At 62.8% G+C, this 26,591-nt stretch carries 25 protein-coding genes; 16 read left to right on the plus strand and 9 right to left on the minus strand.

Annotated elements, in window-relative coordinates:
* Nucleotides 1-531 precede the first annotated feature (531 nt).
* The gene (locus tag BLQ09_RS15365; RefSeq protein ID WP_092357656.1) at nt 532-2,169 is read right to left on the minus strand and encodes an AMP-binding protein; all 1,638 of its coding nucleotides are present in this window, start codon (nt 2,167-2,169) and stop codon (nt 532-534) included.
* Between the two features lie 150 nt (nt 2,170-2,319).
* On the opposite strand from BLQ09_RS15365, the gene BLQ09_RS15370 reads away from it, so the two are divergent.
* The 4 genes from BLQ09_RS15370 to BLQ09_RS15385 are packed head-to-tail and all read left to right on the plus strand — an operon-like array spanning nt 2,320 to nt 7,845.
* Nucleotides 2,320-3,483 carry an isovaleryl-CoA dehydrogenase gene (locus BLQ09_RS15370; protein ID WP_092357658.1) on the plus strand — a complete coding sequence of 388 codons (1,164 nt, stop codon included), beginning with the start codon at nt 2,320-2,322 and terminating at the stop codon, nt 3,481-3,483.
* Nucleotides 3,484-3,494: 11 nt separating this feature from the next.
* Nucleotides 3,495-5,102: a carboxyl transferase domain-containing protein gene (locus BLQ09_RS15375; protein ID WP_092357660.1), complete on the plus strand. Its 1,608-nt coding sequence runs from the start codon at nt 3,495-3,497 to the stop codon at nt 5,100-5,102.
* Between the two features lie 14 nt (nt 5,103-5,116).
* Entirely contained in the window at nt 5,117-5,923 is an 807-nt protein-coding gene (locus BLQ09_RS15380; protein ID WP_027606269.1) for a gamma-carboxygeranoyl-CoA hydratase, read from the plus strand.
* Entirely contained in the window at nt 5,920-7,845 is a 1,926-nt protein-coding gene (locus BLQ09_RS15385) for an acetyl/propionyl/methylcrotonyl-CoA carboxylase subunit alpha (protein ID WP_092357662.1), read from the plus strand. Before BLQ09_RS15380 ends, BLQ09_RS15385 begins: the two co-directional genes overlap by 4 nt.
* Here BLQ09_RS15385 and BLQ09_RS15390 read toward each other — a convergent pair.
* Nucleotides 7,842-8,477 (minus strand): LexA family protein, encoded by a 636-nt coding sequence (locus tag BLQ09_RS15390; protein ID WP_092357664.1) that lies wholly within the window; start codon nt 8,475-8,477, stop codon nt 7,842-7,844. The two genes, BLQ09_RS15385 and BLQ09_RS15390, sit on opposite strands and share 4 nt — an antisense overlap.
* A gap of 131 nt (nt 8,478-8,608) precedes the next feature.
* Here BLQ09_RS15390 and BLQ09_RS15395 point away from each other — a divergent pair, with 131 nt between their 5' ends.
* On the plus strand, nt 8,609-8,959 hold the full coding sequence (locus BLQ09_RS15395) for a DUF6124 family protein (RefSeq protein WP_027606266.1): 351 nt from the start codon (nt 8,609-8,611) through the stop codon (nt 8,957-8,959).
* Nucleotides 8,960-9,423: 464 nt separating this feature from the next.
* Complete coding sequence (locus BLQ09_RS15405; protein ID WP_027606265.1) at nt 9,424-10,575, plus strand: M14 family metallopeptidase; 1,152 nt, start codon at nt 9,424-9,426, stop codon at nt 10,573-10,575.
* An 18-nt stretch (nt 10,576-10,593) separates the two neighbouring features.
* Here the strand turns inward: BLQ09_RS15405 and BLQ09_RS15410 are convergent, their stop codons facing one another.
* Together BLQ09_RS15410 and BLQ09_RS15415 are read right to left on the minus strand one after the other, a co-directional pair.
* Nucleotides 10,594-11,133, minus strand: coding sequence for a cytochrome b (locus BLQ09_RS15410; RefSeq protein ID WP_065940125.1), 540 nt, complete (start codon nt 11,131-11,133; stop codon nt 10,594-10,596).
* Nucleotides 11,130-12,212, minus strand: a complete 1,083-nt coding sequence (locus BLQ09_RS15415) for a catalase family peroxidase (RefSeq protein ID WP_092357666.1) — start codon at nt 12,210-12,212, stop codon at nt 11,130-11,132. The genes BLQ09_RS15410 and BLQ09_RS15415 overlap by 4 nt, the downstream gene beginning before the upstream one ends.
* Nucleotides 12,213-12,381: 169 nt before the next feature.
* Here BLQ09_RS15415 and BLQ09_RS15420 point away from each other — a divergent pair, with 169 nt between their 5' ends.
* From BLQ09_RS15420 to BLQ09_RS15435, 4 genes are all read left to right on the plus strand, one after another.
* Nucleotides 12,382-12,888 carry an RNA polymerase sigma factor gene (locus BLQ09_RS15420; protein WP_027606262.1) on the plus strand — a complete coding sequence of 169 codons (507 nt, stop codon included), beginning with the start codon at nt 12,382-12,384 and terminating at the stop codon, nt 12,886-12,888.
* Nucleotides 12,885-13,622: an anti-sigma factor family protein gene (locus tag BLQ09_RS15425; RefSeq protein WP_092357668.1), complete on the plus strand. Its 738-nt coding sequence runs from the start codon at nt 12,885-12,887 to the stop codon at nt 13,620-13,622. The genes BLQ09_RS15420 and BLQ09_RS15425 overlap by 4 nt, the downstream gene beginning before the upstream one ends.
* 62 nt (nt 13,623-13,684) lie before the next feature.
* Nucleotides 13,685-14,779, plus strand: coding sequence for a cell division protein ZapE (gene zapE / locus BLQ09_RS15430; protein WP_092357670.1), 1,095 nt, complete (start codon nt 13,685-13,687; stop codon nt 14,777-14,779).
* Nucleotides 14,780-14,818: 39 nt separating this feature from the next.
* Nucleotides 14,819-16,123, plus strand: a complete 1,305-nt coding sequence (locus BLQ09_RS15435) for a protein kinase (RefSeq protein ID WP_092357712.1) — start codon at nt 14,819-14,821, stop codon at nt 16,121-16,123.
* 76 nt (nt 16,124-16,199) lie between these two features.
* Here BLQ09_RS15435 and BLQ09_RS15440 read toward each other — a convergent pair whose 3' ends face one another.
* Both BLQ09_RS15440 and BLQ09_RS15445 read right to left on the minus strand, forming a co-directional pair.
* Complete coding sequence (locus tag BLQ09_RS15440) at nt 16,200-16,907, minus strand: YebC/PmpR family DNA-binding transcriptional regulator (protein ID WP_027606258.1); 708 nt, start codon at nt 16,905-16,907, stop codon at nt 16,200-16,202.
* 98 nt (nt 16,908-17,005) lie between these two features.
* On the minus strand, nt 17,006-17,863 hold the full coding sequence (locus tag BLQ09_RS15445; RefSeq protein WP_092357672.1) for a LysR substrate-binding domain-containing protein: 858 nt from the start codon (nt 17,861-17,863) through the stop codon (nt 17,006-17,008).
* Between the two features lie 113 nt (nt 17,864-17,976).
* On the opposite strand from BLQ09_RS15445, the gene BLQ09_RS15450 reads away from it, so the two are divergent.
* The 3 genes from BLQ09_RS15450 to BLQ09_RS15460 all read left to right on the plus strand — a co-directional run bounded on the left by BLQ09_RS15450 (nt 17,977) and on the right by BLQ09_RS15460 (nt 20,612).
* Entirely contained in the window at nt 17,977-19,086 is a 1,110-nt protein-coding gene (locus BLQ09_RS15450) for a 2-aminoethylphosphonate--pyruvate transaminase (RefSeq protein WP_092357674.1), read from the plus strand.
* Nucleotides 19,087-19,113: 27 nt separating this feature from the next.
* Nucleotides 19,114-19,941, plus strand: a complete 828-nt coding sequence (phnX, locus tag BLQ09_RS15455; RefSeq protein WP_092357676.1) for a phosphonoacetaldehyde hydrolase — start codon at nt 19,114-19,116, stop codon at nt 19,939-19,941.
* A 113-nt stretch (nt 19,942-20,054) separates the two neighbouring features.
* Complete coding sequence (locus BLQ09_RS15460) at nt 20,055-20,612, plus strand: cytochrome b (protein ID WP_092357678.1); 558 nt, start codon at nt 20,055-20,057, stop codon at nt 20,610-20,612.
* On the opposite strand, the gene BLQ09_RS15465 is transcribed toward BLQ09_RS15460, so the two are convergent.
* A complete protein-coding gene (locus BLQ09_RS15465) occupies nt 20,602-21,492 on the minus strand; it encodes a 1-aminocyclopropane-1-carboxylate deaminase/D-cysteine desulfhydrase (RefSeq protein WP_092357680.1) in 891 nt (296 codons plus the stop codon). The two genes, BLQ09_RS15460 and BLQ09_RS15465, sit on opposite strands and share 11 nt — an antisense overlap.
* A gap of 57 nt (nt 21,493-21,549) precedes the next feature.
* The gene (locus BLQ09_RS15470; protein WP_027606252.1) at nt 21,550-23,589 is read right to left on the minus strand and encodes an NADPH-dependent 2,4-dienoyl-CoA reductase; all 2,040 of its coding nucleotides are present in this window, start codon (nt 23,587-23,589) and stop codon (nt 21,550-21,552) included.
* Between the two features lie 211 nt (nt 23,590-23,800).
* On the opposite strand from BLQ09_RS15470, the gene BLQ09_RS15475 reads away from it, so the two are divergent.
* Entirely contained in the window at nt 23,801-24,931 is a 1,131-nt protein-coding gene (locus BLQ09_RS15475) for a carbon-nitrogen hydrolase family protein (RefSeq protein ID WP_092357682.1), read from the plus strand.
* Nucleotides 24,932-24,935: 4 nt separating this feature from the next.
* Entirely contained in the window at nt 24,936-25,970 is a 1,035-nt protein-coding gene (locus tag BLQ09_RS15480) for an AraC family transcriptional regulator (protein ID WP_027606250.1), read from the plus strand.
* An 8-nt stretch (nt 25,971-25,978) separates the two neighbouring features.
* Here the strand turns inward: BLQ09_RS15480 and BLQ09_RS31070 are convergent, their stop codons facing one another.
* On the minus strand, nt 25,979-26,236 hold the full coding sequence (locus BLQ09_RS31070) for a hypothetical protein (RefSeq protein WP_139202117.1): 258 nt from the start codon (nt 26,234-26,236) through the stop codon (nt 25,979-25,981).
* A gap of 140 nt (nt 26,237-26,376) precedes the next feature.
* Between BLQ09_RS31070 and BLQ09_RS15485 the strand changes: the two genes are divergently transcribed.
* On the plus strand, nt 26,377-26,591 hold a 215-nt coding region (locus BLQ09_RS15485; RefSeq protein WP_043293633.1), incomplete at its 3' end, for a helix-turn-helix domain-containing protein.

Consider the following 26,591-nt stretch of genomic DNA (forward strand, 5'->3'; position numbering starts at 1 on the left):
GTGACAATGTGTTACCGCACGGCTACACATCGAGTAACACGGGAACATATTTTGTCGTATTTTCTGTAGGTCAAGGCCTACTAAAAAATTAACTTATTGATTTTAAAGGGATTTAAAAAGTTGGCACGCCTTCTGCTATCTCTATGGCATAACAAGAATAAAAAGCGCCAAACCTAATAAAAATAAGACGAAACGACTCTGACATAACAAAAACAACACGGCAGAGACGCAGCTAACAGATTTTTTTGGAGAAGATGTGCTTCGCAGGGTACGGCATGCCGAAACCCGCAACCGGTTAGAGAAAAATAAAACTACCTCAGGTAGCTACCCACTGGTTGGATCGTTAACGAAGAAGCAGGTCAGCGCTCAAAAAAATACGTTTGCTCTTGACCCCGGATGGGGGTCGCCAAAAACAGCGGTAAAGGGTAACGGTCGCCAAAAACAACAATAGACCGCCCCTCAATAATAAAAAAAGAGCACGCAACGACAAATTAAAGGGGACCTTCGGGTCCCCTTTGTGCTTTCTGGCCTTTAACCCTGCCCTGCCCCCAGCTCTTCGATCGAGATCTCGCGCATGCGGAATTTCTGGATCTTGCCCGTCACCGTCATCGGAAACTCCTCCACGAACTTGAAGTACCGGGGCGTCTTGAAATGCGCGATGCGGCCCTTGCACCAGGCCTGCAGTTCCAGTTCGCTGGTCACATGACCGGGATGTAGCTTGACCCAGGCCACGATCTCCTCGCCGTAGCGCTCGTCCGGAATGCCGATGACCTGCACATCGGCCACCGCCGGGTGGGTGAAGAAAAACTCTTCCACCTCGCGCGGGTACACGTTTTCGCCACCGCGAATGATCATGTCCTTGTTGCGCCCGGCGATGCACACATAGCCGTGGGCATCCATGGTGGCCAGGTCGCCGGTATGCATCCAGCCCGCAGCGTCGATGGCCTCGCGGGTGCCGTCGGGGTTGTTCCAGTAGCCGAGCATCACGCTGTAGCCACGGGTGCAGAGTTCGCCGACCTGGCCACGGGGCAGCGTGTTACCGGCTTCATCGATGATCTTGCTTTCCAGTTGCGGCTGGGTGCGGCCGACGGTGGTCACGCGGCGCTCCAGATCGTCATCCGCGCCGGTTTGCAGGGATACGGGGCTGGTCTCGGTCATGCCGTAGGCAATCTGCACCTCGCCCATGTGCAATTCGCCGATGACCCGGCGCATCACCTCGATGGGGCACGTGGCGCCGGCCATGATGCCGGTGCGCAGGGTGGACAGCTCGAACTCGCCCCGGCGTGGGTGATCGAGCAGGGCAATAAACATGGTGGGCACGCCGTACAGGCCGGTGGCACGTTCTTCGGCGACGGCGGTGAGGGTCAGCAGCGGATCGAAGCCGTCATTCGGGTAGATCATGGTGGTGCCATGGGTGATGCAGCCCAGGTTGCCCATCACCATGCCGAAGCAGTGGTACAGCGGCACCGGGATCACCAGGCGGTCCTGCGCGGTGAGGCCCAGGCTTTCGCCGACCATATAGCCGTTATTGAGGATGTTGTGATGACTGAGGGTGGCGCCCTTGGGGAAACCGGTGGTACCGGAGGTGTACTGGATATTGACGGCTTGATCGAAGTGCAGGCTGGCCTGGCGGCTGTGCAGCTGCTCGGGCGGCAGGCCCGCACCGAGGGCCGCCAGTTCCGACCAGGGCAGGAAGCCCGGGGGCGGGCTGGGGTCGAGGCTGATCATGCCGCGCAGCTCAGGCTGCAATGCCTGCAACATCGCGTGGTAGTCGGAGGTCTTGAACGCGCCGGCGCACACCAGCCACTCGCAGCCGGACTGCTTGAGCACGTAGTCCAGTTCACTGCTGCGGTACGCCGGGTTGATATTGACCAGGATCACGCCAATCTTGGCGCTGGCGATCTGGCTGATGCACCACTCGGCGCAATTGGGCGCCCAGATACCCAGGCGGTCGCCGGTCTGCATACCCAAGGCCAGGAACGCGCGAGCGTGCACCTCGACGGTCTCGGCCAGTTGCCGCCAGGTGTAGCGACGCTGCTGATGGCGTACCACAAGGGCCTCGCCATCGGGGTGCTGCGCCACGGTGTGATCGAAGGCCTGGCCAATGGTCATGGCCAGCAAGGCCTTGTCCTGGGAGCCACGGCTGTAGCTCGGATGCAGTTGATCCATAACGACCCCTGTTGTCTTTTTTGTAGGTTGACGTAAACGTAAACTACGATTGACAGCACCGTAACGCAAGCTTACGTTAACGTAAAGGTGAGCGCCCTTCCCTGGCGCGCCATCCACACAACAACAAAGCTCACATTAAGGTGCCTGTCCATGAGTTACCCGTCCCTGAACTTCGCCCTCGGTGAAACCATCGACATGCTGCGCGACCAGGTGCAGTCCTTCGTGGCCAAGGAAATCGCGCCCCGTGCGGCACAGATCGACATCGACAACCTGTTCCCCGCCGACCTGTGGCGCAAGTTCGGGGACATGGGCCTGCTGGGCATCACCGTACCGGAAGAATACGGCGGCGCCGGCCTGGGCTACCTGGCCCACGTGGTGAGCATGGAAGAAATCAGCCGTGGCTCGGCCTCGGTGGCGTTGTCCTACGGCGCCCACTCCAACCTGTGCGTGAACCAGATCAACCGCAACGGTACTCACGAACAGAAACTCAAGTACCTGCCCAAACTGATCAGCGGCGAGCACGTCGGCGCCCTGGCCATGAGCGAACCCAACGCCGGTTCCGACGTGGTCTCGATGAAACTGCGCGCCGACAAACACGGCGACCACTATGTGCTCAACGGCAGCAAGACCTGGATCACCAACGGCCCCGACGCCAGCACCTATGTGATCTACGCCAAGACCGACCTGGAAAAGGGTCCCCACGGCATCACCGCGTTTATCGTCGAGCGCGACTGGAAAGGCTTCAGCCGCAGCAACAAGTTCGACAAGCTCGGCATGCGCGGCTCCAACACCTGCGAGCTGTTCTTCGATGACGTGCAAGTGCCGGAGGAAAACATCCTCGGCGTGCTCAACGGCGGCGTGAAAGTGCTGATGAGCGGCCTCGATTACGAGCGCGTGGTGCTGTCCGGCGGCCCCACCGGGATCATGCAGGCGTGCATGGACCTGATCGTGCCCTACATCCACGATCGCAAGCAGTTCGGTCAAAGCATCGGCGAGTTCCAGCTGATCCAGGGCAAGGTCGCCGACATGTACACCCAGCTCAACGCCAGCCGCGCCTACCTCTACGCGGTGGCCCAGGCCTGCGAACGCGGCGAAACCACGCGCAAGGACGCGGCCGGGGTGATCCTGTACAGCGCCGAACGCGCCACGCAAATGGCCCTCGACGCGATCCAGATCCTCGGCGGCAATGGCTATATCAATGAATTCCCCGCCGGGCGCCTGCTGAGAGACGCCAAGCTGTATGAAATCGGCGCCGGCACCAGTGAGATTCGGCGGATGCTGATCGGTCGCGAACTCTTCAACGAAACCCGCTGAAGGAGCGTCCCATGGCCACCTTGCACACCCAGCTCAACCCACGCTCAGCGGAGTTCGCCAGCAACAGCGCGGCGATGCGCCAACAGGTCGACGCCCTGCACACCCTGCTCGCCCACGTGCAGCAAGGCGGCGGCGCCAAGGCCCAGGAGCGCCACACCTCACGCGGCAAACTGCTGCCGCGCGAGCGCATCAATCGCCTGCTGGACCCGGGCTCGCCGTTCCTCGAACTCAGCCAACTGGCCGCCCATCAGGTGTACGGCGAAGACGTACCGGCCGCCGGGGTGATTGCCGGGATCGGCCGCGTGGAAGGCGTCGAATGCATGATCGTCGCCAACGACGCCACGGTCAAAGGCGGCTCCTACTACCCACTCACGGTGAAAAAACACCTGCGCGCCCAGACCATCGCCGAACAGAACCGCCTGCCGTGCATCTACCTGGTGGATTCCGGCGGCGCCAACCTGCCGCGCCAGGATGAAGTGTTTCCCGACCGCGAGCACTTCGGGCGGATCTTCTTCAACCAGGCCAACATGAGTGCCCAGGGCATCCCGCAGATCGCCGTGGTGATGGGCTCGTGCACCGCCGGTGGCGCCTACGTGCCGGCCATGGCCGACGAAGCGATCATGGTGCGTAACCAAGCGACGATCTTCCTGGCCGGCCCGCCATTGGTGAAGGCGGCTACCGGTGAAGTGGTGAGCGCCGAAGACCTCGGCGGTGCTGATGTGCACTGCAGGATCTCTGGTGTGGCCGACCACTATGCCGACAGTGATGAACACGCCCTGGCCCTGGCCCGCCGCAGCGTGGCCAACCTCAATTGGCGCAAGCAAGGCCAATTGCTGCAACGCGCGCCCGTGGCGCCGTTGTACAGCAGCGAAGAGCTCTACGGCGTGATCCCGGCCGATGCCAAGCAGCCGTTCGATGTGCGCGAAGTGATCGCACGGCTGGTGGATGGCTCGGTGTTCGATGAGTTCAAGGCGCTGTTCGGCACCACCCTGGTGTGCGGCTTCGCGCATGTGCACGGCTACCCGATCGCGATCCTGGCGAACAACGGGATTCTGTTCGCCGAGGCCGCGCAAAAAGGCGCGCACTTTATCGAGCTGGCCTGCCAACGCGGGATTCCTCTGCTGTTCCTGCAGAACATCACCGGGTTTATGGTCGGCCAGAAATACGAAGCCGGTGGCATCGCCAAGCACGGCGCCAAGCTGGTGACTGCAGTGGCGTGCGCCAAGGTGCCGAAATTCACGGTGATCATCGGCGGCAGCTTCGGCGCCGGCAACTACGGCATGTGCGGCCGCGCCTATGACCCGCGCTTTTTGTGGATGTGGCCCAACGCACGCATCGGCGTGATGGGTGCCGAACAGGCTGCGGGCGTGCTGGTGCAGGTCAAGCGTGAACAGGCTGAACGGGCAGGCGTCGGCTTCAGCGCTGAAGAGGAAGCGGCGATCAAGCAGCCGATCCTCGACCAGTACGAAACCCAGGGTCACCCCTATTACTCCAGCGCACGCCTGTGGGACGACGGCGTCATCGACCCGATGCAGACCCGCGATGTGCTGGCCCTGGCCTTGTCCGCCGCGCTGAATGCCCCCATCGAGCCGAGCCGCTTCGGCGTGTTCCGCATGTAAATGGAGCCGTACCCATGAGCGATTTCAATACCCTCGAACTGATCACCGACAGCCGTGGCTTTGCCACGCTGTGGCTCAGCCGAGAAGCCAAGAACAACGCGTTCAACGCCGAGATGATCCGCGAACTGATCATCGCCCTCGACCATGTGCAAGGTGATGCATCCCTGCGTTTCCTGGTCCTGCGGGGGCGCGGCAGGCACTTCAGCGCCGGTGCCGACCTGGCGTGGATGCAGCAGTCGGCCGAACTGGATTACCACACCAACCTGGACGACGCCCGCGAACTGGCGGAGCTGATGTACAACCTGGCCAAGCTGAAAATCCCCACCCTGGCGGTGGTGCAAGGCGCGGCCTACGGTGGCGCGCTGGGCCTGATCAGTTGCTGCGACATGGCCATCGGCGCCGATGACGCGCAGTTCTGCCTGTCGGAAGTCCGCATCGGCCTGGCCCCGGCCGTGATCAGCCCGTTCGTGGTGCAGGCCATCGGCGAACGTGCGGCGCGTCGCTATGCCCTGACCGCCGAGCGGTTTGGCGGCCAGCGTGCCCGGGAAATCGGCCTGCTGGCGGAAAGCTACCCGATTGGCGAACTGGACCAACAGGTGGAACAGTGGATCACCCACCTGCTGCATAACAGCCCGGCGGCGATGCGCGCCAGCAAGGACCTGCTGCGCGAAGTCGGTAACGGCGCGCTCACCCCAGCCCTGCGCCGCTATTGCGAAAATGCCATTGCGCGCATCCGTGTCAGCGCCGAAGGCCAGGAGGGTTTACGCGCGTTCCTGCAAAAACGCCCGCCCAGCTGGCAGCCCCAGGAGCCGCGTTCATGAGCACGCTGACCACCCTGCTGGTGGCCAACCGCGGCGAGATTGCCTGCCGGGTGATGCGCACCGCCAAGGCCATGGGCCTGACCACCGTGGCGGTGCACAGCGCCGTCGACCGTGATGCGCGACACAGCCGCGAGGCGGATATTCGCGTCGACCTGGGGGGCAGCAAAGCCACCGAGAGCTACCTGCAAATCGACAAATTGATCGCCGCCGCCCAGGCCAGCGGTGCCCAGGCCATTCACCCAGGCTACGGTTTCCTGTCGGAAAACGCCGGGTTTGCCCGTGCGATCGAGGCGGCGGGGCTGATCTTCCTCGGGCCGCCCGCCTCGGCCATCGACGCCATGGGCAGTAAGTCCGCCGCCAAGGCCCTGATGGAAACCGCCGGCGTGCCCCTGGTGCCGGGGTATCACGGCACGGAACAGGACCTGGAAACCTTCCGCGACGCCTGTGAGCGCATCGGCTATCCGGTGCTGCTCAAGGCCACGGCCGGGGGCGGCGGCAAGGGCATGAAGGTGGTGGAGGATGTCAGCCAGCTCGCCGACGCCCTGGCCTCGGCCCAGCGTGAGGCGCTGTCGTCCTTCGGCAATGGGCAGATGCTGGTGGAGAAATACCTGCTCAAGCCACGCCACGTAGAGATCCAGGTATTTGCCGATCAGCACGGGCATTGCCTGTACCTCAATGAGCGGGACTGCTCGATCCAACGCCGCCACCAAAAGGTCGTCGAGGAAGCCCCGGCACCGGGGCTGAGCGTTGCACAGCGCAAGGCCATGGGCGAAGCGGCGGTGCGTGCGGCCCAGGCCATCGGTTATGTCGGCGCGGGCACGGTGGAGTTCTTGCTGGATGCGCGCGGCGAGTTTTTCTTCATGGAGATGAACACGCGGCTGCAGGTGGAACACCCGGTCACCGAAGCGATTACCGGCCTGGACCTGGTGGCCTGGCAGATTCGCGTCGCCCAGGGCGAGGCGCTGCCGATCACCCAGGAGCAGGTGCCGCTGATCGGCCATGCGATTGAAGTGCGCTTGTACGCCGAAGACCCGGCCAATGACTTCCTGCCCGCCACCGGGCACCTGGCGCTGTATCGCGAGTCCGCGCCGGGCCCGGGGCGCCGCGTGGACAGTGGTGTCGCGCAAGGAGACGACGTGTCGCCGTTCTACGACCCGATGCTCGGCAAGCTGATTGCCTGGGGTGAAGACCGTGAACAGGCACGCCTGCGCTTGCTGAGCATGCTCGACGAGTTTGCCGTGGGTGGGCTGAAGACCAACCTGGGCTTCCTGCGGCGCATTATTGGTCATCCGGCATTTGCGGCGGCCGAGTTGGATACCGGATTTATTCCGCGCTACCAGGACGAACTTCTGCCGGTGGCCGGGACGTTGAGCGATGAATTCTGGCAGGCCGCAGGTTCTGCCTTCATGCAGAGCTTGCCCCCAGGTGACGGGCCATGGGCGGACACCCGTGGATTCCGTGCAGGACTGCCCGCCGAGGTCTCGCTGCACTTGAGCTGCAATGGCCAGGACCGCCTGGTGACACTGGCCGCCATCGCCGCGACATTGCAGGGCGAACAGTTAGTGATCGAACACCGGGGCGTCCGTCGTTCACATCTGGCAGTGCGCAACGAGCACAGGGTTTTCCTGCGTTGGGACGGCGAGATGCAGGGCGTGAGCCTGTTCGATCCGATTGCTGCTGTCGAGGCCAGCCAGTCGCACCAGGGCGGCCTCACGGCACCGATGAACGGCAGCATCGTGCGGGTGCTGGTGGACGTCGGCCAAACGGTCGAGGCCGGCACCCAGTTGGTGGTGCTCGAAGCGATGAAGATGGAGCACAGTATCCGCGCGCCCCAGGCCGGGGTAGTCAAGGCGCTGTTCTGCCAGGAGGGCGAAATGGTTGCCGAGGGGTGTGCGTTGGTGGAGCTCGAAACGGCGGACTAGAACTTCACCGTGGCCTGCACGACGACGCCGAGGATGCGGCAATCAACGGTGAACAGCAGTTTCGGGTAGGTGGGGTTGAGCGGCACCAGGTAGAGCTGGCCGCTCTCTTCCAGCAACTGCCGGAAGGTCGCCTGGGTACTGCCGGCCCGTTGGGCGACTACCAATTTGCCGGGTTCGGCGGCGATGGCCGGATCCACTAGGATCATCATCCCTGCTGCGATGCTCGGGCCGCTGAGTGCGGTCATGGCGTCGCTCGTCACCGGCAGCCAGTAGGCGTCGCCCCGGGCGTGGTAATCCGTCGGTTCGAAGCGCGCGGCACCATAGGCCGGGCGCTCTTCGCGGATTTCGCCCAGGCCTTTCCACTCGCTGACCGGGTAGCGAAAATACGCCGTGTACTGTCTTGCCGGGTCTACGACCTCGTCGGCCTTCTCACGCAGCTCCTGCACCACTTCCAGGTCGCCCAGCCCCAACTCTGCCAGCACCCGGTTCATATCCGCCAGGCTCGGCACGCGGCGCTTGTTGAGCCAGTGGCCAACGCCCCCCTGGGACATGCCCAAGCGTTCAGCCAACTCACCCTGGGTGACCTTGCGGTCTTTCATGTTGGCCTTGACCAACGCTATCCATTTATCCATGGCCGCCGACAATACGTCAGCCAGTTTCCAGGGCAATAAACAGTTTGTAGTAATCCATAAAACGACATAAATACGATACGTACTATCATCGGGCATAAGGTTTTCGACACCCACCCAGAGTACCGCCCCTTATGACGACGAGCCCGTATCCCCTGCCTGAAACACCCGAAAACGATGACGTGCAAGGCCTGCGCAGCAGCGGTGCTGCCCAGCGTGCCTTGGACTTCTACTTGAAAGAAAATATGTCAGCACCCGTCCCGGATGACAGCTTTTTCGCCATCAAGCCCGGCATCAGCCAGGAGGAAGCCCTGGTGCACGCCTCGGACCTGTTGCGCAGTGCCGCCGCCACGGCCTACGAATCAGCGAGCAGCCATCAGGGCAACCAGCGCGACCTGGCGTTTTCAGTGGTGTATTTGATTGATATGGCAAAGGCGATGGTCGAGCGGTCGTTGCGGGCACCGGAGGTTCGGGCGAACGGATAACAGCCGCGAAGGAAAAATATTTCTATCCCACGGATAAAAACATTTGACTTGCAAATGATAATGATTATTATTGGACCCAGCTGATCGCGAGATCAGTCGATAGACCAAGGGACCTTAGGTCGGACTCTTGGAATATCTCCTCATCAGGCTAATCACGGTTTTTGACCCGGCTCTTTGGCCGGGTCTTTTTTTTGCCAGTTTCCCTGGCATGGCTTCAGGCTAATGAAGACTGTGTGTTGCTTGATGGCGCGCATGGTAGCAAAAGACCATCGCCAAAAGAAAGCCAGTCCAGTGCTCCAGCGCACATCTCTGCGAAATAGCGCTTGAGAATCAATCTCATAGATTCTAAGCTGCGGCGGCGTCACGGACGACGCCCCCCTCCCCCGCAACAATTTTGCATCCAGGCTTTACCAGACTCCTGTGTAATATAGCCGCCACAACACTCATATTCAGGCAACCAGACTATGACCGTGGCCTTGACCTCCATCAAGATCAGCACCGACTTCGACAGTGGCAATATCCAGGTGCTCGACGCCAGCGACGCCTACCAGTTGCTGCTGGCCATCCAGCCCGATACCCGCAGCCACCATTACCAATGGTTCCACTTCAAAGCCGAAGGCATGCACGTGGGTCACACCCATAATTTTCGCCTGAGCAACGCCGGTGGTTCTTCGTATAAGCACGCCTGGAGCGGCTACAACGCTGTCGCGTCTTATGATCACGTCAACTGGTTCCGAGTCCCTACCCGCTTCGACGGCGAGATCCTGCACATCAGCCTCGAAACCCGTGAGAAACATGCCTGGTTGGCCTACTTCGAGCCCTACAGCCGCGAACGCCACGACTGGCTGATCGACCAGGCCCTGAAGTACGCCGGCACCCAACTGCTGGCCACCGGCAAAAGTGTCGAGGGCCGCGATATCCAACTGTTGCGACGTGGCAAAGGCGGCGAAGGCCGGCGCAATGTCTGGATCATTGCCCAGCAGCACCCCGGCGAGCACATGGCCGAATGGTTCATGGAGGGCATCATCGAACGCCTGCAACAGGATGGCGATGCCGAGATGAAAAAGCTCCTGGCCGTTGCCGACCTGTACCTGGTGCCGAACATGAACCCCGACGGCGCCTTCCACGGTCACCTGCGCACCAACGCCATGGGCCAGGACCTCAATCGCGCCTGGCAAAGCGCCAGCCAGGAGATCAGCCCGGAAGTCCTGTTCGTGCAACAGCAAATGCAGCAATACGGTGTCGACCTGTTCCTCGACATCCACGGCGACGAAGAAATCCCCTACGTGTTTACCGCTGCCTGCGAAGGCAACCCCGGCTACACCCCGCGTATCGAAGCGCTGGAAAAACGCTTCCGCAGCCATTTGAGTTCGCTGACCCGTGACTTCCAAACCACCCACGGCTACACCCGCGACTTGCCGGGCGAAGCCAATATGACCCTGGCCTGCAATGCCGTCGGCGAGCAGTACGACTGCCTGTCCCTGACCCTGGAAATGCCGTTCAAGGACAACGACGACGCCCCCAATCCGAAAACAGGTTGGTCAGGCGAACGCTCCAAACAGCTGGCCAAGGACGTCTTGAGCAGCGTGGCCGATATCGTCACGGTCCTGCGCTAACGCCCCTGGCCCCCGGCATCAGTCCTTGGTGCCGGTCATGCTCTGCAGCACACCATCGCGCCGAATCAACCCATGGAACAGCGCCGCCGCCAGGTGCAGCAGTACCGTCAGGAACAGCAGGTAGGCCAGATACCCATGGGCCTTGCGCAATAGCGCAAACAGCGGTGCATCCGCCGCCACCAGCGCCGGCAACTGCACCGAACTGCTGAGCATCACCGGGTCGCCCGCCGCCGAAATCATCGCCCAGCCCAGCAGCGGCAACACCAGCATCAACCCATACAAGACCAGATGGGACGCCTTGGCTGCCAGCACCTGCCACAACGGCAAGTCAGACGGCAACGGCGGCTGGCGGGTGGAGAAGCGCACCGCCAGGCGCACGATCACCAGCACCAGGATCGCGATCCCCAGCGGCTTGTGCAGGTGGATCAACCACTCATGCCGCTCCGACACTGACGCCGCCAGGCCTGCGCCGATAAACAACATGGCGATGACCATCAGCGCCATCAACCAGTGCAGCAGGCGCGCCAGGGGTGCAAAAAACCGCGGTTGGGCATTCATGGCTTCGACTCCGCTGGGGCACTGTGCAAGGGGCTGACTTCACCGGCACGGCGCAGGTACGAACTGGCATACGCCGCCGAACGTGCAGCCAGCAGCGGATCATTGGAGGCTTCGATGCCGCTGGGCAAAATCAACGGATCGAAATTAATGTCGCGACAATCGCCGTCGGCCTGGGGCTGGCTGCTTTGCAGCACCAGGGTGCCGGCATTCAGCACCTTGTGCTCACCGCTCCAGGGTTTGCTCGCATCATCCAGCGGGTCGCCGGGGTTGGCCAGGGTCATGTTCAATTGCCAACGCAACGGCCCTGAGGCCAGGCGTTGCACCAGGTCTTTCTCCAGAAAGTCGGCGCCCGCTGGTGCGGTCTCCCCCGCTGCATCCTGAATCTGGGGCACTACGCCCCAGCGCACGGCCTGGCGCTTGCCCTCGGCACTCACCAGGTAAAACGCGTTGATACCGTTATAGGTTTCGGTCGCATAACTGGCCGATGGCCTGGCCGTCTTGACCCACGCCAGGAATGGCGCCGCCTCAGGGTGTGCGGCAAAAAACGCCGACATATTCGCCGGGTTCGGTTTGCCGGTGGCCGGGTCCGGCGCGCCGGCCTTGAGCATCTGGTAGAACGCCTCGGGCGTGCCCACCGGGAACACCGGCATGCTGTTCATGCCGGTGCGCCATTGCTGGCCATTAGCCAGACTGAACTGCACGGCAAAGCTGCGGATCGGCACACTGCTATCCGGCGCATAGGGGTTGCCGCTGGGCAGGGCGAAGCGGCCGATAAATGGGGTCCTGGCCGCGCTGAACACCTGGGCGCGGGAGTAGGCACGCGCCTCGGCACTGCTTTCGAAATACCCGGCCACGCACACGCCTTTGGCATGGTTACGCCGGAATCCCGGGTGCACGCCGTTGTTGGTTTCCAGGGCATTGACCAGGGTTTTCGGACGCAGGCGTTGTGGGTCGAGGCTGCCGTTGACGTAGGCAAATGCCCCGGCCATAACCGCAACCACGGCGCCAATTCCCGCGAGTCGTGCGATCAGGCTCGCCGTGCTTAACGGGGGACGTGGCGGTGATGAGTGATCTACCATGAACAGACTCCAGGGCCTGAAGGCCTTTGGGGGTAACCATAAGGTCGGAGCATTAAGACGAACGCCGATCCGCTCTATTCCCAGGCCCTGGATTTATTTTCCACGGCCGGGAATAACCGTTCACGCCGGACGTCTCTCTAGTCCCAGCGTAGTGACCAGCCAGACACCCATGCATGAACTCGACGAACCGTTACGTGAACTCATCCCCAGGCTGCGGCGTTTCGCTGTGTCCCTGACCCGTAACGCCAGCAGTGCCGACGACCTGGTGCAGGCGACCCTGGAGCGGGCGATCACCCGTTGGGCCGACAAGCGCATCGAGGGCGACCTGCGCGCCTGGCTGTTCTCGATCCTCTACCGGCAGTTCCTCGATGCCCACCGCCGCACCCGGCGCTATGCACGCATGCTGGAATTCTTTACCGGCCGCGATGACGCGCAGCCGTCGGTGGAGCGCACCGTCATCGCCCAGGCGACCCTGCAAGCCTTCGACCAACTCAACACCGAACAACGCGCACTGCTGTTGTGGGTGTCGGTGGAGGGCTTGAGCTACAAGGAAGTCGCGCAAATACTCGAGGTGCCGATCGGCACCGTGATGTCGCGCCTGTCCCGGGCGCGCCAAGCGTTGCGTCAACTCAGCGATGGCGACATCGCCAGCCCTTCCCTGCGGATACTCAAATGATCAGCCTGCCCCCCAGCGAACGCGACCTACATGCCTACGTCGATCACCAACTCCTGGACAGTGATCGCCGTGTGCTCGAAACCTACCTGGCCGTTCACCCCGAGGTCGCGGCCCAAGTGCAGGCGTGGCAGCAGGACGCGCAATTGCTGCGCGCGTCCTTGAGCGGCGCCCTGCAACAACCGGCCAACCCGGCGCTGGACCCGGCACTGATTCGCCAGCGCCTCAAGCACCAGACGCGCCGCCGCTTTGCCACCGCCGCAGTGCTGCTGATGGCCGTCAGCCTCGGTGGCCTCGGCGGCTGGCAGGCCCGTGAAGCCACGCAACCGCCGCTGCTGCCGATGGCCGATGCGATGCAAGCGTTCCGCCTGTTTGCCCAGGAGGGCATCATGCCCGCCGACTACAACGGCCAGGACCGCGGCACGATGCAGGCGTGGCTCGACCGCTACTTCAATCAAGCCCATCGCCTGCCGGACTTGAGCCAGGCGGGCTTCACGCCCGTCAGCGGACGACTGCTCACCACCGATCAAGGCGCCGCCGCCATGGTGCTGTACCAGGACGCACAAGGTCGGCGCATCAGCTTCTACATCCGCCCACCGGGCCCGGACAACGGTTTCCTGCCCCGTGGCGAGCGCACGGCGGATGGACTGCAAGCGCAATACTGGTCCGGCGGCGGCTACAACTATGCGGTGGTCAGCCCGGCCGGCCAGCCGACGCCACCCCTGCAGCCGTTCTAGATTGGTCAAATCGCCATCGGCGCCCTAAAGTAAGCGACCACCGCATTACAGAGTGACTCGCATTGGCCGTGCTCCCCCTTATCCGTCGTTTGCTCGGTAAAAAAACCGACACACTGGACGACACGCCCATCCAGACGTTCTTTCAGGACAAAGCCCGGCAACAGGGTTACACCCTCAGTGCTGGTCAAGCCCAGGCCATCACCGCGATGGCGCGCCAGACCCGGCACCTGCTCGCCAGCCAGCCGACCCGCAGCCTGTACCTGCACGGCCCGGTGGGGCGCGGCAAAAGCTGGCTGCTGGACGGTTTCTTCCAGGCGCTGCCCATCGCCGAGAAACAACGGGTGCATTTCCATGAGTTTTTCGCCCGACTGCACCGCGGTATGTTCACGCACCAGGCGACGGACGATGCCTTGGCCATGACCCTGGACGAGTTGCTCGACGGCTGCCGTGTGCTGTGTTTCGACGAGTTCCACGTGCACGACATCGGCGATGCCATGCTGATTACCCGGCTGTTCAAGGCCCTGTTCCAGCGTGGCGTGTGGGTGCTGGTCACCTCCAACTATCCACCCGAAGGGCTGTTGCCCAACCCGCTGTACCACGAGCGTTTCAAGCCGGTGATCGACTTGATTGCCGCGCGTATGGACGTGCTGGAAGTCAGTTCGCCCGAGGACTTTCGCAGCCTGCCCCAGGCCCATGCCGTGCAGCGCTTTACCACCGGCTGTTACCTGTGGCCTGGCACGCAGGCCCAGCGTGCGGCGCTCGGCCTGCCTGTCAGCGGCGGCCCGACGCAGACGCTGACGGTGGGCAACCGCACATTGATCTGCCGCCAGCATCATGCACGCACCATCGTATTCACCTTCAACGACCTGTGCGAACAGCTGACGGCGGTGATGGACTACCTGTTGCTGTGCGAGGCGTTCGATCACTGGGTCATCGACGGACTGCCCCGCCTGGCAGACTGCCCGATCGCCGTGCAGCAACGTTTTATCAACCTGGTGGACGTGCTTTACGACAAGGACAAGCATCTGATCCTGATCGGCGAACAACCGCTGGCACAGGCCATGAGCGGCCAGGCCATCGACCTGGCGCGCACCGCCAGCCGCCTGAACCAATTGCAACAGGCCGACCCGCAACGGGCGTGCGACCCGGTATCATGAGCGCCTTTTACGCCCCCTTGCCGAGTGACCGCGCCGTTCATGAATACCCTCGCCCAACTCAAGGCCGGCCACTTGGCCGGCATTACGCGCCTGGACCTGTCCTGCGGGCTCACCGAATTTCCTGAGGAAATCTTCGGGCTGGCCGACTCCCTGGAAATCCTCAACCTCAGCGGCAATGCCCTGAGCCGCCTGCCCGACGACCTGCACCGCCTGCCGCACCTGCGCGTGCTGTTCTGCTCGGACAACGCCTTTACCGAACTGCCGGAATGCCTGGGCCGGTGCGCCAAATTGAGCATGATCGGCTTCAAGGCCAACCAGATCAGCCACGTGCCCGCCGCCGCGCTGCCGCCGTTGCTGCGCTGGCTGATCCTCACTGACAACCGCATCAGCCAGTTACCCAGCGAGTTGGGCGAGCGGCCGCTGCTGCAGAAACTGATGCTCGCCGGGAACCAACTGACGCAGTTGCCGCAGAGCCTGGCCAACTGCAGCAACCTGGAGCTGATCCGCATTGCCTCCAACCGCCTCACGCGCCTGCCCGAGTGGCTGTTGACCCTGCCGAGCCTGACGTGGCTGGCCTATGCGGGCAACCCGGTGGAAATGGCCGTGGAGGTGGCGGTGGACGACGCGACAGCGGCTATTCCCTGGACGGAACTGGAACTGGCCGAGGTGCTGGGCGAAGGTGCCTCGGGGGTGATTCGCAAGGCCCTGTGGACACCCATGGCCAAGCCCGTCGCCGTCAAGCTGTACAAAGGCACGATCACCAGCGACGGCTCGCCGCTGCACGAAATGCAGGCCTGCATCGCCGCCGGGTTGCACCCTAACCTGATCAAGGTGCAAGGCCGCGTGGTGGGTGCCCCCGAGGACCAGGCCGCGTTGGTCATGGACCTCATCGACCCGAGCTACCGCAACCTCGCCGCCCTGCCGAGCCTGGCCTCCTGCACCCGCGATCTCTACGCCCCCGCCACCCGCTTCAGCCTCGACACAGCCTTGCGCATGGCCCGGGGCATCGCCTCCGTGGCGGCGCATCTGCACCGGCACGGCATCACCCATGGCGACCTGTACGGGCACAATATCCTGTGGAATGAAGCGGGCGATTGTTTGCTCGGGGACTTTGGCGCGGCGTCGTTCCATGCCAAGGCAGACACGTTGGAAACACGAGCCTTGCAACGCATTGAAGTGCGCGCGTTCGGGGTGCTGCTGGGGGAATTGCTGGAGCGGGTTGAGGCGGGGTTGTCTGACGAGGTGCTGTTGGATTTGCAGAAAAGCTGTTGCCAGCCCGACGTGTTGGCACGGCCGAGCTTCGAAGAAATCAACGCCATGCTGCAATCCATCCAACACCACTAAACAAATGTGGGAGGGGCGGTGCGACGACTCGACTTGCCCCCTCCCACATTTGGATCGCGTTTCTTCAGTTGATAAATCAGCCCGCCAGGCCGACGAACATATCCTGCACATCATCATGGTTGTCCAAACCTTCGAGGAAGGCTTCGACTTCAGCCATCTGCTCATCGGTCAAACCACTCACCGGGTTCTTCGAGATGTAGCCCAGCTTGGCCGACAGCACGGTGAACCCCTGTTCCGGCAGGGCTTTTTGCACGGCGTCCAGGTCAGTGGTCTCGGTGATGAACAGGGTGGTGCCTTCTTCTTCGCCGTCTTCAAAGTCCTGCGCACCGGCTTCGATCGCGGCCATTTCCGCATCGGCATCCGGGGTGTCCGGCGAGGCTTCGATCAGGCCGACATGGTTGAAATCCCAGGCCACGGAGCCGGAAGCACCCAGCTGCCCCTTGCGGAACGCCACGCGGATTTCCGCCACGGTGCGGTTGATGTTGTCGGTCACACACTCGACGATCAACGGCACCTGGTGCGGGGCGAACCCTTCGTAGGTCACGCGGTGGTATTGCACGGTTTCACCGAGCAGACCGGCGCCCTTCTTGATCGCGCGTTCCAGGGTTTCCTTGGGCATCGAGGCCTTTTTGGCCTGTTCCACCACCAGACGCAGGTGGGCGTTGGTCGCGGTGTCGGCACCGTTGCGGGCGGCGATGGTGATTTCTTTCACCAGCTTGCCGAAGATCTTGCCCTTGGCATTGGATGCCGCTTCTTTATGTTTGACTTTCCACTGTGCGCCCATGACTCACTCTCTTCTATACATCGCGCCGAAACGTCTACTGGCCGGCGCTTTGGGGGCAGAGTTTATAGCGCAAGAACGCATCGTTCCACCAAAAACCCTCAGGGCGCCAACTCGAAAACCGCCTGAATCAGGCGCAACGAGCGGCGCCGCTCCATGCAACCGAGCAGGTGCCGGTTGACCAGCCCCTCGCCCTGAATCGGCACCGCCTGCACCCGCGGGTCGGGGCTGACTTCCATGGACGAGACCACGCCCACCCCCAACTCAGCGGCGACGGCTTCGGTCACCGCCTCGCGGCTGTCCAGTTCCAGCAGCACCTTGGGCTGCACATTCGCGGCCATGCAGGCCTCATCGAAGGTACGCCGGGTGATGGAGCTGGGCTCGCGCAGCACCATGATCACCTCGTTGAGTTGCTCGAGGCGGATACCCTCGGGTTGCTGCGCCCACGGGTGGCTGGCCGGCACCAATGCGCACAGCCGCGACTCGCTCAACGGTTGCAGGTGCAGACCGTTGCGCGGTTCCACTTCGGTGAGCACCGCCACATCCGCATGCTCGGACAACAGCGCGGCCAGGGTTTCCTGGGCATTGCCCAGGCGCAGGTTGACGGTAATCCCGGGGTAGCGCGCGCGCAGGCTGGCAATCATCGGCATCACCAAGTGCGGGCCGTCCGCCGCGACTTCCAGGCGCCCGCTCAGCAGTTGGCGGTTGGCCTCCAGCATCGTCTGGGCTTCGTCCACCAGGCCAAAGATCGCCCGTGTGATCGCCGCCAGCCGCGCGCCCTCTTCGGTCAACTCCACCCGCCGCGCGGTGCGGCGCAGCAACGGAATCTGGTAGTGCTCCTCCAAGGCCTTGATATGCCCGGTCACCGCCGGCTGGCTGATGAACAGCCGCGCGGCAGCACGGGTAAAACTGCCCTCACGGGCCACGGCGTCGAACGCGCGCAGTTGGAACAGGTTCATGGTTATCGGCCTCACTGATAGCTCGCATAACAACAAACAATTTGATTGATGACAAGCCAAACTGCAATTTAGGCGCCGTAGCTTCACCCCCCGATGCCTTGCGAGGACTTGAGATGACCACTGCCGCGCCGATCCTGCTGACCCCCGGCCCCCTGACCACATCGAACCGCACCCGCCGGGCCATGATGGTGGACTGGGGTTCATGGGATGACCGCTTCAACCAACTCACCGCCAGCGTCTGCGCGCAATTGCTGGCGATCCTCCACGGCGAAGGCAGCCACCATTGCGTGCCGTTGCAAGGCAGCGGCACCTTTGCGGTCGAGGCGGCCATCGGCACCCTGGTACCGCGTGACGGCAAGGTGCTGGTGCTGATCAACGGCGCCTACGGCAAGCGCCTGGCCAGGATCTGCGAAGTGCTCGGCCGTGATTTCAGCACCTTTGAAACCGCCGAGGACGAGCCTGCTACCGCCGCCGATGTGGACCGCCTGCTGGCGGCAGACAGCGCCATCACCCACGTTGCGTTGATCCATTGCGAAACCAGCACCGGCATCCTCAACCCGCTGCCGCAGATCGCCGAGGTCGTCAAACACCACGGCAAGCGCCTGATCATCGACGCCATGAGCTCCTTCGGCGCCCTGCCGATCGATGCCCGCGAGGTGCCGTTCGACGCACTGATCGCCGCCTCCGGCAAGTGCCTGGAAGGCGTGCCGGGCATGGGCTTCGTCTTCGCGAACAAACAGACGCTGGCCGCCGCCCAGGGCAACTGCCATTCCCTGGCGATGGACCTGTTCGACCAGCACAGCTACATGGCCAAGACCGGTCAATGGCGCTTTACCCCGCCGACCCATGTGGTCGCCGCCCTGCACGAAGCGCTGCTGCAATACCAGGAAGAAGGCGGCCTGCCCGCGCGCCACCGACGCTATGCCGACAACTGCCAGGCCTTGCTCGACGGCATGGCCGCACTGGGCCTGCGCAGCTTCCTGCCCGCGGCGATCCAGGCCCCGATCATCGTGACCTTTCATGCCCCGACAGACCCGCGCTACCAGTTCAAGGATTTCTACGAACGGGTCAAGGCCAAGGGTTTCATTCTGTACCCCGGCAAATTGACCCAGGTGGAGACGTTCCGCGTGGGCTGCATCGGCCATGTCGATACGCAAGGGATGCGCGCAGCGGTCAAGGCGATCGCCGAGGTGCTGGAAGAAATGGAAGTGTCGGACATCTGATTGCCCCTTACCCACAGGATCTGAACCATGAACTATCAAAACCCCAACACCCTCCAGGCCGTCATCCTCGACTGGGCCGGCACCGTGGTCGACTTCGGCTCTTTCGCCCCCACGCAGATTTTTGTCGAGGCCTTCGCCGAATTCGATGTGCAGGTTTCCATCGAAGAAGCCCGTGGCCCGATGGGCATGGGCAAGTGGGACCATATCCGCACTTTGTGCGACCAGCCGCAAGTCGCCGAGCGCTACCGCCAGGCATTCGGCCGCACGCCCACCGATGACGACGTGACCGCCATCTACCAGCGCTTCATGCCGTTGCAGATCGAGAAAATCGCCGAGCACTCGGCGCTGATCCCCGGTGCCCTCGACACCATCGGCCAGCTGCGCGGGCAAGGTATCAAAATCGGCTCCTGCTCGGGCTATCCCAAGCAAGTCATGGACAAAGTGGTCGCCCTGGCCGCCACCAACGGCTACGTCGCCGACCACGTGGTCGCCACCGACGAAGTGCCCAACGGCCGCCCATGGCCAGCCCAGGCACTCGCCAACGTGATCGCCCTGGGCATCGACGATGTGGCGGCGTGCGTCAAGGTCGACGACACCGTGCCGGGGATCCTCGAAGGCCGTCGCGCCGGGATGTGGACCGTGGCCCTGACCTGCTCCGGCAACGCCCTGGGCCTGACCTACGCGCAGTTCCGCGCCCTCGACGCCTCGACGCTGGCCAGCGAACGCACGCGTATCGAAGCGATGTTCGAAGGCTCGCGCCCCCACTACCTGATCGACACCATTACCGACCTGCCGGCCGTCATCGCCGACATCAACCAGCGCCTGGCCCGCGGTGAAATGCCGCAAAGCGACTGATAGAGGTCAAGACAACGACATCGCACCGGGCAAACCGCGCAAAACAGGCTTACAGTAAAAGGACTTCGTCGCCAAAGAACGAAGGTTCGCCCTGATGAGTGAGGAACCCAGCGATGCCGTGGAAAAATTCCGATACGCGCTACAGCACCATGTCGATTGCGCTGCACTGGTTGATGGTGGTGCTGCTGGCGGTGGTCTACGCCTGCATTGAGTTACGCGGCCAGTTCCCCAAAGGCAGCGGTGCACGGACGTTGATCGTCGAGATGCACTTCATGTTCGGCCTCACCGTGTTTGTGCTGGTGTGGCTGCGCCTGTTCGCGCGCAGCCTGGGGGTTGCACCCAAGATCGTCCCCGCCCCGCCACAATGGCAAAGCCTGCTGGCCACGCTGATGCACTTCGCGCTGTACGCCTTGATGATCGGCATGCCGATTGCCGGTTGGCTGATCGTCAGTGCCGAGGGGCATTCGGTGATGTTCTATGGGATCGAGTTGCCGCCGCTGATTGCTGAAAACAAGGCGCTGGCCAAGCAGATCGAGGGCTGGCATGTGCTGTTCGGCAAGATCGGTTACTGGCTGATCGGCCTGCATGCGTTGGCGGGGATCTTTCATCATTATGTGATGCGCGATAACACGGCGTTGCGGATGATGCCGGGTAAGCGCGCTAGGCTGTAAACCCTCGGCGGCCCTGCAAGCCACCGGTATGCACGAAGATCAGGCGAGTGCCGGGCACGAAACGCCCGGCCTCGATCTGCTGCTTCAACGCCAGCAACGCCTTGCCGGTATAGAGCGGCTCCAGCGGTACACCGCAGGCCTGTTCAGTGCTCTTGATAAACTCGAGCAATAGCGGATCAACCTTCCCAAAGCCACCCCGGCTGGCGTCCAGCAATTCATAACCGCCCTGCACGAGGGCACTCACGTTCTGCGCCACGCCATGATCATCCGGTACCGCCATTGCGCCATACACCGGATGCGCGCCCGCCTCCGCCAGCGCCAACCCCGCCAACGTCGTACCGGTGCCCGCCGCCAGCCACCAGGCGTCGTAATCGGCCCAGCCCACGGTGCTCAATTGCCGGCGTGCCTGCTCGACCAAGACCCCGCAACCCAATGCCCCGGCCATCCCGCCTCCGCCTTCGGGCACGGGGTAAAAATCGGGATAGTGCGCGCGCCACGGCAACCAGAAATCCTCCGCGTGGCGCGCGCGGTAGCCGGCATAGCCCAGCCAATGCAACTGCATGCCAAAGGCTTTCAGGTCAAGAACGGTGGGTGTGTCCTGGGGATGGCCACGCAGCAGGCCGACAGTGGCGAAACCAAAACGCTTGCCCGCCGCTGCCAGCGCGTGAAGATGGTTGGAGTACGCCCCGCCAAGGCTGATGACGCCGCTGGCACCGGCCTGTCGTGCCTGGGTCAGATGTTCGGTGAGCTTGAACCACTTGTTGCCGCTGATCAGCGGGTCGATGCGGTCCAGGCGCAGCACGGCCAGTTCGACGCCATTGAGCCAATCGAGCCGCATGGCTTCAAGGGGCGTGTGGGGAAGCCAGTCAAAGGGACCCATCGGGCGGCATCTGCATGGAAAAAGGGGCGGTAGTCTAACACCACCCCTTGCGTCGTCTTACAGCTCGGCGGCGAGGCGCGAGCCTTGGTTGATCGCGCGCTTGGCATCCAGCTCGGCCGCCACATCGGCGCCGCCGATCAGGTGCACGTTCTGCCCTGCGGCGACCAGGCCGTCCTGCAGTTCGCGCAGCGGGTCTTGCCCGGCGCAGATGACGATATTGTCCACGGCCAGCAGCTGCGGCTCACCCTCGGAGCCGATGCGGATATGCAGGCCGTCATCGTCGATCTTCAGGTACTCGACGCTGTTAAGCATCTGCACGCGCTTGTTCTTCAAGCCGGTACGGTGGATCCAGCCGGTGGTCTTGCCCAGGCCGTCGCCGACCTTGGAAGCCTTGCGTTGCAACAGGAACACGTCACGGGCCGGGGCATGGGGCTGAGGCTTGATCCCGGCCACGCCGCCACGGGCTTGCAACTGGGTGTCGATGCCCCATTCCTTCCAGAACGCTTCGCGGTCGAGGCTGGTGGACACGCCCTGGTGCACAAGGAATTCCGACACGTCAAAACCAATGCCGCCGGCGCCGATCACCGCGACGCGCTTGCCCACCGGCTTGCGCTCGAGGATCACGTCCAGGTAGCTCAGCACCTTGGGGTTTTCAATCCCCGCAATCGCCGGCGTGCGTGGCGCAATGCCCGTGGCCAGGATGATCTCGTCGTAACCGCCCGCCACCAGCTGCGCGGTGTCGACCCGGGTGTTGAGACACAGCTCGACGTGGGTGGTCTGCAACTTGCGATTGAAGTAGCGCAGGGTCTCGAAAAACTCTTCCTTGCCCGGTACGCGCTTGGCGATATTGAATTGGCCGCCGATCTCACTGGCCGAATCGAACAAGGTCACCTGGTGGCCACGCTCAGCCGCCACGGTCGCGGCGGCCAGGCCTGCGGGGCCGGCGCCGACCACGGCGATTTTCTTGATCTGCTTGACCGGCAGGTAGTTGAGTTCGGTCTCGTAGCACGCGCGTGGGTTGACCAGGCAGGTGGTCAACTTGCCGCCAAAGGTGTGGTCCAGGCAGGCCTGGTTGCAGCCGATGCAGGTGTTGATTTCATCGGCGCGGCCGGCGGCGGCCTTGTTGACGAACTCGGGGTCGGCGAGGAACGGCCGCGCCATCGAGACCATGTCGGCATCGCCTTCGGCGAGGATCTGCTCGGCAATCTCCGGTGTGTTGATGCGGTTGGTGGTGATCAGCGGGATCTGCACCGCACCGCGCAATTTGGCCGTGACTTTGCTGAACGCGCCACGGGGTACTTTGGTGGCGATGGTCGGGATACGCGCTTCGTGCCAGCCGATACCAGTGTTGATGATGGTCGCGCCGGCCTGCTCGATGGCCTTGGCCAACTGCACGATTTCTTCCCAGGTGCTGCCGCCTTCCACCAGGTCGAGCATCGACAGGCGGAAGATAATGATGAAGTTCGGGCCAACGGCTTCGCGCACCCGGCGCACGATCTCCACCGCCAGGCGCATGCGGTTTTCGTAGCTGCCGCCCCAACGGTCGGTGCGGTGGTTGGTGTGGGCGGCGAGGAACTGGTTGATGAAGTAACCTTCGGAACCCATGATTTCCACGCCGTCGTACTCGGCGACCTGGGCCAGCAGCGAGCAGGTGACGAAATCCTGGATCTGCTTCTCGATGCCTTCCTCGTCCAGCTCCTTGGGCTTGAACGGGTTGATCGGCGCCTGGATCGCACTCGGCGCCACCTGTTTTGGGCTGTAGGCGTAACGGCCGGCGTGGAGGATCTGCATGCAGATCTTGCCGCCCGCCTCATGCACCGCCTGCGTGACGATCCTGTGCTTCTGGGCTTCCTCTTCGGTGGTGAGCTTGGCCGCGCCGGAATACACCCCGCCTTCATCATTCGGGCCAATGCCGCCAGTGACCATCAGGCCCACGCCGCCACGGGCGCGCTCGGCAAAGTAGGCCGCCATGCGTTCGAAACCACCGGGCTTTTCTTCCAGGCCCGTGTGCATCGAGCCCATCAGGGTGCGGTTGCGCAAGGTGGTAAAACCCAGGTCCAACGGGGCCAGCAGGTGCGGGTAGGCAGCAGCGGTCATGGTACAGCTCCACAACGGATCATCACGGGACGTGAGGGGCTCGAATGGCACCTCATCGGTTTATGTCCCACAGACTAAGAGGCGGTGGACGACGGCTCAATGACTGAAACTGACAAGTTATTGATCCAAATGCACAGCGCCCCTTGGCAAGCCGTTGCAGGGGCCCTACCCTAGTCGCGAACCCTGCACCCGGTCTGTTGTCTGTTGCCCCATGCGTAAACTTCTCGCTTTTACCGTCTCCATGGCCCTGGTTGCCGCCGTCGCCGCGTATCTGGTCTGGACCCAGGAGCGCCCCGTGGGGCATTACCTGTCGGACCTGCGCATCACCCTCGCCGTCAACGAAGGCCTGCCCGCCGATCGTGGCAACTTGCTGGGCATCCAGCCGGAGCTGTTTCCCGCCGATTACCAGAGCCTGGAACGCCTGCACCTGAAGCTCGCGGCCTATCTGCAAAAGGCCCGGGACCAGGGGTTGATCAACGAAAAAACCATCGTAGTGCTGCCTGAACATATCGGTACCTGGCTGATGTTGACCGGTGAAAAAAATGAGGTGTACCAGGCGCTGCACGTGAAGGATGCGATGAACTGGCTATCGGTCAGCAACCCGCTGCTGTTTGCCCGTGCCTGGATCAGCGCAACCGGCGATAACCGCACCGATGACGCCTACCTGCGTATGAAAGCCTCCGGCATGGCGCGGGACTACCAGGTGCTGTTCGGCGGCCTGGCCAAGGAGTTTGGCGTCACGCTGGTGGCCGGCTCCATCGCCCTGCCCAACCCCAGCGTCAGCCAGGGCCAACTGCAGGTCGGCCATGGCGCCTTGTACAACGCCAGCGTGGTGTTCGCGGCGGACGGCTTGCCCCTCGGCGATCCCCAGCGCCAGCTTTATCCGATCTACGATGAACGCGGTTTTATCGAACCCGGTGACGAAAACATCGTCAGCGTGGTCGACACCCCGGCCGGGCGCCTCGGCGTGTTGGTCGGCAGTGACAGCTGGTACCCGGACAACTATCGCAAGCTCAACGAGCAAGGTGCGCAATTGATTGCGGTGCCGGCCTTTGTGCTCGGTCGCGATACCTGGGATCGACCATGGCGCGGCTTCAAGAGCGTGTCCACGCCACCGGAAATCAGCCTCAAGCCTGAAGAGCTCAGCGAAGGTGAGGCCTGGCGACGCCTCACCCTGATCAGCCAACAACCCGTCAGCCAGGCAACCGCGGGCATGAGCGTATTCCTGCGTGGGCAGTTCTGGGACCTGGGCACGGCCGGGCACAGTTTTCTCAGCAGCAACGGGCAGATCAGCGCCGACGGCGACGCCCGTGGCGCGCGCCTGCTGAATATCTGGCTGTAGCCCCGTGAAGCCGGTGCGCCTGGGGGATCTGTCGGTGGGCTTCGTGCACACCCTGGCCGACGCGATCCACAGCCACGGCCTCGACCCGCAACCGCTGCTGCTGCAATACGGCCTCGACCCCGCGCGCCTCGCCGAAGCGGGTGCACGCTTGTCGATCCCGCGTTATATGCGCCTGGGCCATGGGGCCATCCAACTCACCGGCGACCCCGGCCTGGGCCTGCGCATGGGCCAGCTCAGCCGCCTGAGCCAGGCCGGGCTGGCCGGGGTCACCGCCGCCCAGGCGCCCAATGTGCGCGAGGCAGCGCGCACCCTGACCCGCTTCGAGGCGCTGTACGGCTCCAACTATCGCGGGCAATCGAGTTTCCACGAGGACGCCGAAGGCGCCTGGCTGCGGTTCTATTCCATCAGCCCCTATAACGCCTACAACCGCTTCGTGGTGGACTCGATCATCGCCGGCTGGCTGCAGCAACTCTCGAGCCTGGCCCAGCAAACGGTACAGGCGCAACGGATTGAAATCGAATTTGCAGCGCCGGACTACAGCGAACAGTACGCGCTGCTGGGCGATGGCCCGATCCAGTTCGGCGCCGACGCCAATCAACTGCGCCTGAGCCAGCAAACCCTGGCCCTGCGCAACCCGCAGCATTGTCCGAGTACCTGGCACCTGTTGCTGCAACTGTGTGAACGGGAACTGGAGCAGTTGACCCGCACCCGCAGCCTGCGCGAGCGCATTACCCGCTTGCTCGGGCCGATGCTCAATGGCGGCCGGGAACCCGACCTGGAAGAAGTGGCGGCGCGCTTGAAGCTGCCGACCTGGACACTGCGCCGCAAACTGGCCGAAGAAGGCACACAGTTTCGCGCGATTCTCAACGATACCCGCCGCGACCTGGCCATGACCTACATTCGCGATACGGAACTGGCATTCGGCGAAATCGCGTACTTGCTCGGTTTTGCCTCGGCCCAGGCGTTTCAACGGGCGTTCAGGCGATGGAACAACCAGACCCCAGGGGAATTTCGCCGCAGTCAGCGGCATTCCGCCTGAAGTCGGTCTTACAGCTCGGTGGCGTCATCGGCCGGATCCAGAGGATCCAGTTCAAAGGCCTGGTACTCCAGCAGTTCTTCCTGGTATTCGTCCATGGTGGGCTCCTTGTGTTGAATTAAAAGCGGCTGCAGATAAATGACCTGCACAGCCAGCCTAAAGTGCCGTGATGACGAAAAAATGTCGACGTCATGACGTTCCTGCACTCCAGGATTAAACGTAGCAGCGTTGTGCGGATTTAGCACCGGGGTTTTGAGGCGCGATTGCAATCAGGGATGCACGGAAATGGACGGGAATGCATTCCAATGTGGGAGGGGGCTTGCCCCGGTACAAACCGGGGACATCGTTTACATTTCTAACCGGGGACATGGTTTACAGGCTAATACGCATGATCAGGAGGTAACTGATCATGCCCTGGAACCAAGAGTCCCCCATGAATCAAAGAATCAAGCTGGTAGCTGATTGGCTTTCTGGCAACTTCACTAAAAGTCAGTTGGCACGCCGCTTTGACGTTAGCCGACCTACCGTCGATAAGTGGATTGCCCGGCACGACGGCGATTTGAGGTCTTTATCCGAACTGTCCCGGCGACCTCACAACAGCCCAAATAAAACCGACGACGAGAT

The sequence above is a fragment of the Pseudomonas sp. NFACC25 genome (genome assembly GCF_900100935.1).
GTDB classification, from domain to species: domain Bacteria; phylum Pseudomonadota; class Gammaproteobacteria; order Pseudomonadales; family Pseudomonadaceae; genus Aquipseudomonas; species Aquipseudomonas marginalis.

Excerpts from the sequence above, each read along its gene's own strand:
- BLQ09_RS15365 (WP_092357656.1), bottom strand. The coding sequence starts at position 2,169 with ATGGATCAACTGCATCCGAGCTACAGCCGTGGCTCCCAGGACAAGGCC.
- BLQ09_RS15370 (WP_092357658.1), top strand. The coding sequence starts at position 2,320 with ATGAGTTACCCGTCCCTGAACTTCGCCCTCGGTGAAACCATCGACATG.
- BLQ09_RS15375 (WP_092357660.1), top strand. The coding sequence starts at position 3,495 with ATGGCCACCTTGCACACCCAGCTCAACCCACGCTCAGCGGAGTTCGCC.
- BLQ09_RS15380 (WP_027606269.1), top strand. The coding sequence starts at position 5,117 with ATGAGCGATTTCAATACCCTCGAACTGATCACCGACAGCCGTGGCTTT.
- BLQ09_RS15385 (WP_092357662.1), top strand. The coding sequence starts at position 5,920 with ATGAGCACGCTGACCACCCTGCTGGTGGCCAACCGCGGCGAGATTGCC.
- BLQ09_RS15390 (WP_092357664.1), bottom strand. The coding sequence starts at position 8,477 with ATGGATAAATGGATAGCGTTGGTCAAGGCCAACATGAAAGACCGCAAG.
- BLQ09_RS15395 (WP_027606266.1), top strand. The coding sequence starts at position 8,609 with ATGACGACGAGCCCGTATCCCCTGCCTGAAACACCCGAAAACGATGAC.
- BLQ09_RS15405 (WP_027606265.1), top strand. The coding sequence starts at position 9,424 with ATGACCGTGGCCTTGACCTCCATCAAGATCAGCACCGACTTCGACAGT.
- BLQ09_RS15410 (WP_065940125.1), bottom strand. The coding sequence starts at position 11,133 with ATGAATGCCCAACCGCGGTTTTTTGCACCCCTGGCGCGCCTGCTGCAC.
- BLQ09_RS15415 (WP_092357666.1), bottom strand. The coding sequence starts at position 12,212 with ATGGTAGATCACTCATCACCGCCACGTCCCCCGTTAAGCACGGCGAGC.
- BLQ09_RS15420 (WP_027606262.1), top strand. The coding sequence starts at position 12,382 with ATGCATGAACTCGACGAACCGTTACGTGAACTCATCCCCAGGCTGCGG.
- BLQ09_RS15425 (WP_092357668.1), top strand. The coding sequence starts at position 12,885 with ATGATCAGCCTGCCCCCCAGCGAACGCGACCTACATGCCTACGTCGAT.
- BLQ09_RS15435 (WP_092357712.1), top strand. The coding sequence starts at position 14,819 with ATGAATACCCTCGCCCAACTCAAGGCCGGCCACTTGGCCGGCATTACG.
- BLQ09_RS15440 (WP_027606258.1), bottom strand. The coding sequence starts at position 16,907 with ATGGGCGCACAGTGGAAAGTCAAACATAAAGAAGCGGCATCCAATGCC.
- BLQ09_RS15445 (WP_092357672.1), bottom strand. The coding sequence starts at position 17,863 with ATGAACCTGTTCCAACTGCGCGCGTTCGACGCCGTGGCCCGTGAGGGC.
- BLQ09_RS15450 (WP_092357674.1), top strand. The coding sequence starts at position 17,977 with ATGACCACTGCCGCGCCGATCCTGCTGACCCCCGGCCCCCTGACCACA.
- phnX (WP_092357676.1), top strand. The coding sequence starts at position 19,114 with ATGAACTATCAAAACCCCAACACCCTCCAGGCCGTCATCCTCGACTGG.
- BLQ09_RS15460 (WP_092357678.1), top strand. The coding sequence starts at position 20,055 with ATGCCGTGGAAAAATTCCGATACGCGCTACAGCACCATGTCGATTGCG.
- BLQ09_RS15465 (WP_092357680.1), bottom strand. The coding sequence starts at position 21,492 with ATGGGTCCCTTTGACTGGCTTCCCCACACGCCCCTTGAAGCCATGCGG.
- BLQ09_RS15470 (WP_027606252.1), bottom strand. The coding sequence starts at position 23,589 with ATGACCGCTGCTGCCTACCCGCACCTGCTGGCCCCGTTGGACCTGGGT.
- BLQ09_RS15475 (WP_092357682.1), top strand. The coding sequence starts at position 23,801 with ATGCGTAAACTTCTCGCTTTTACCGTCTCCATGGCCCTGGTTGCCGCC.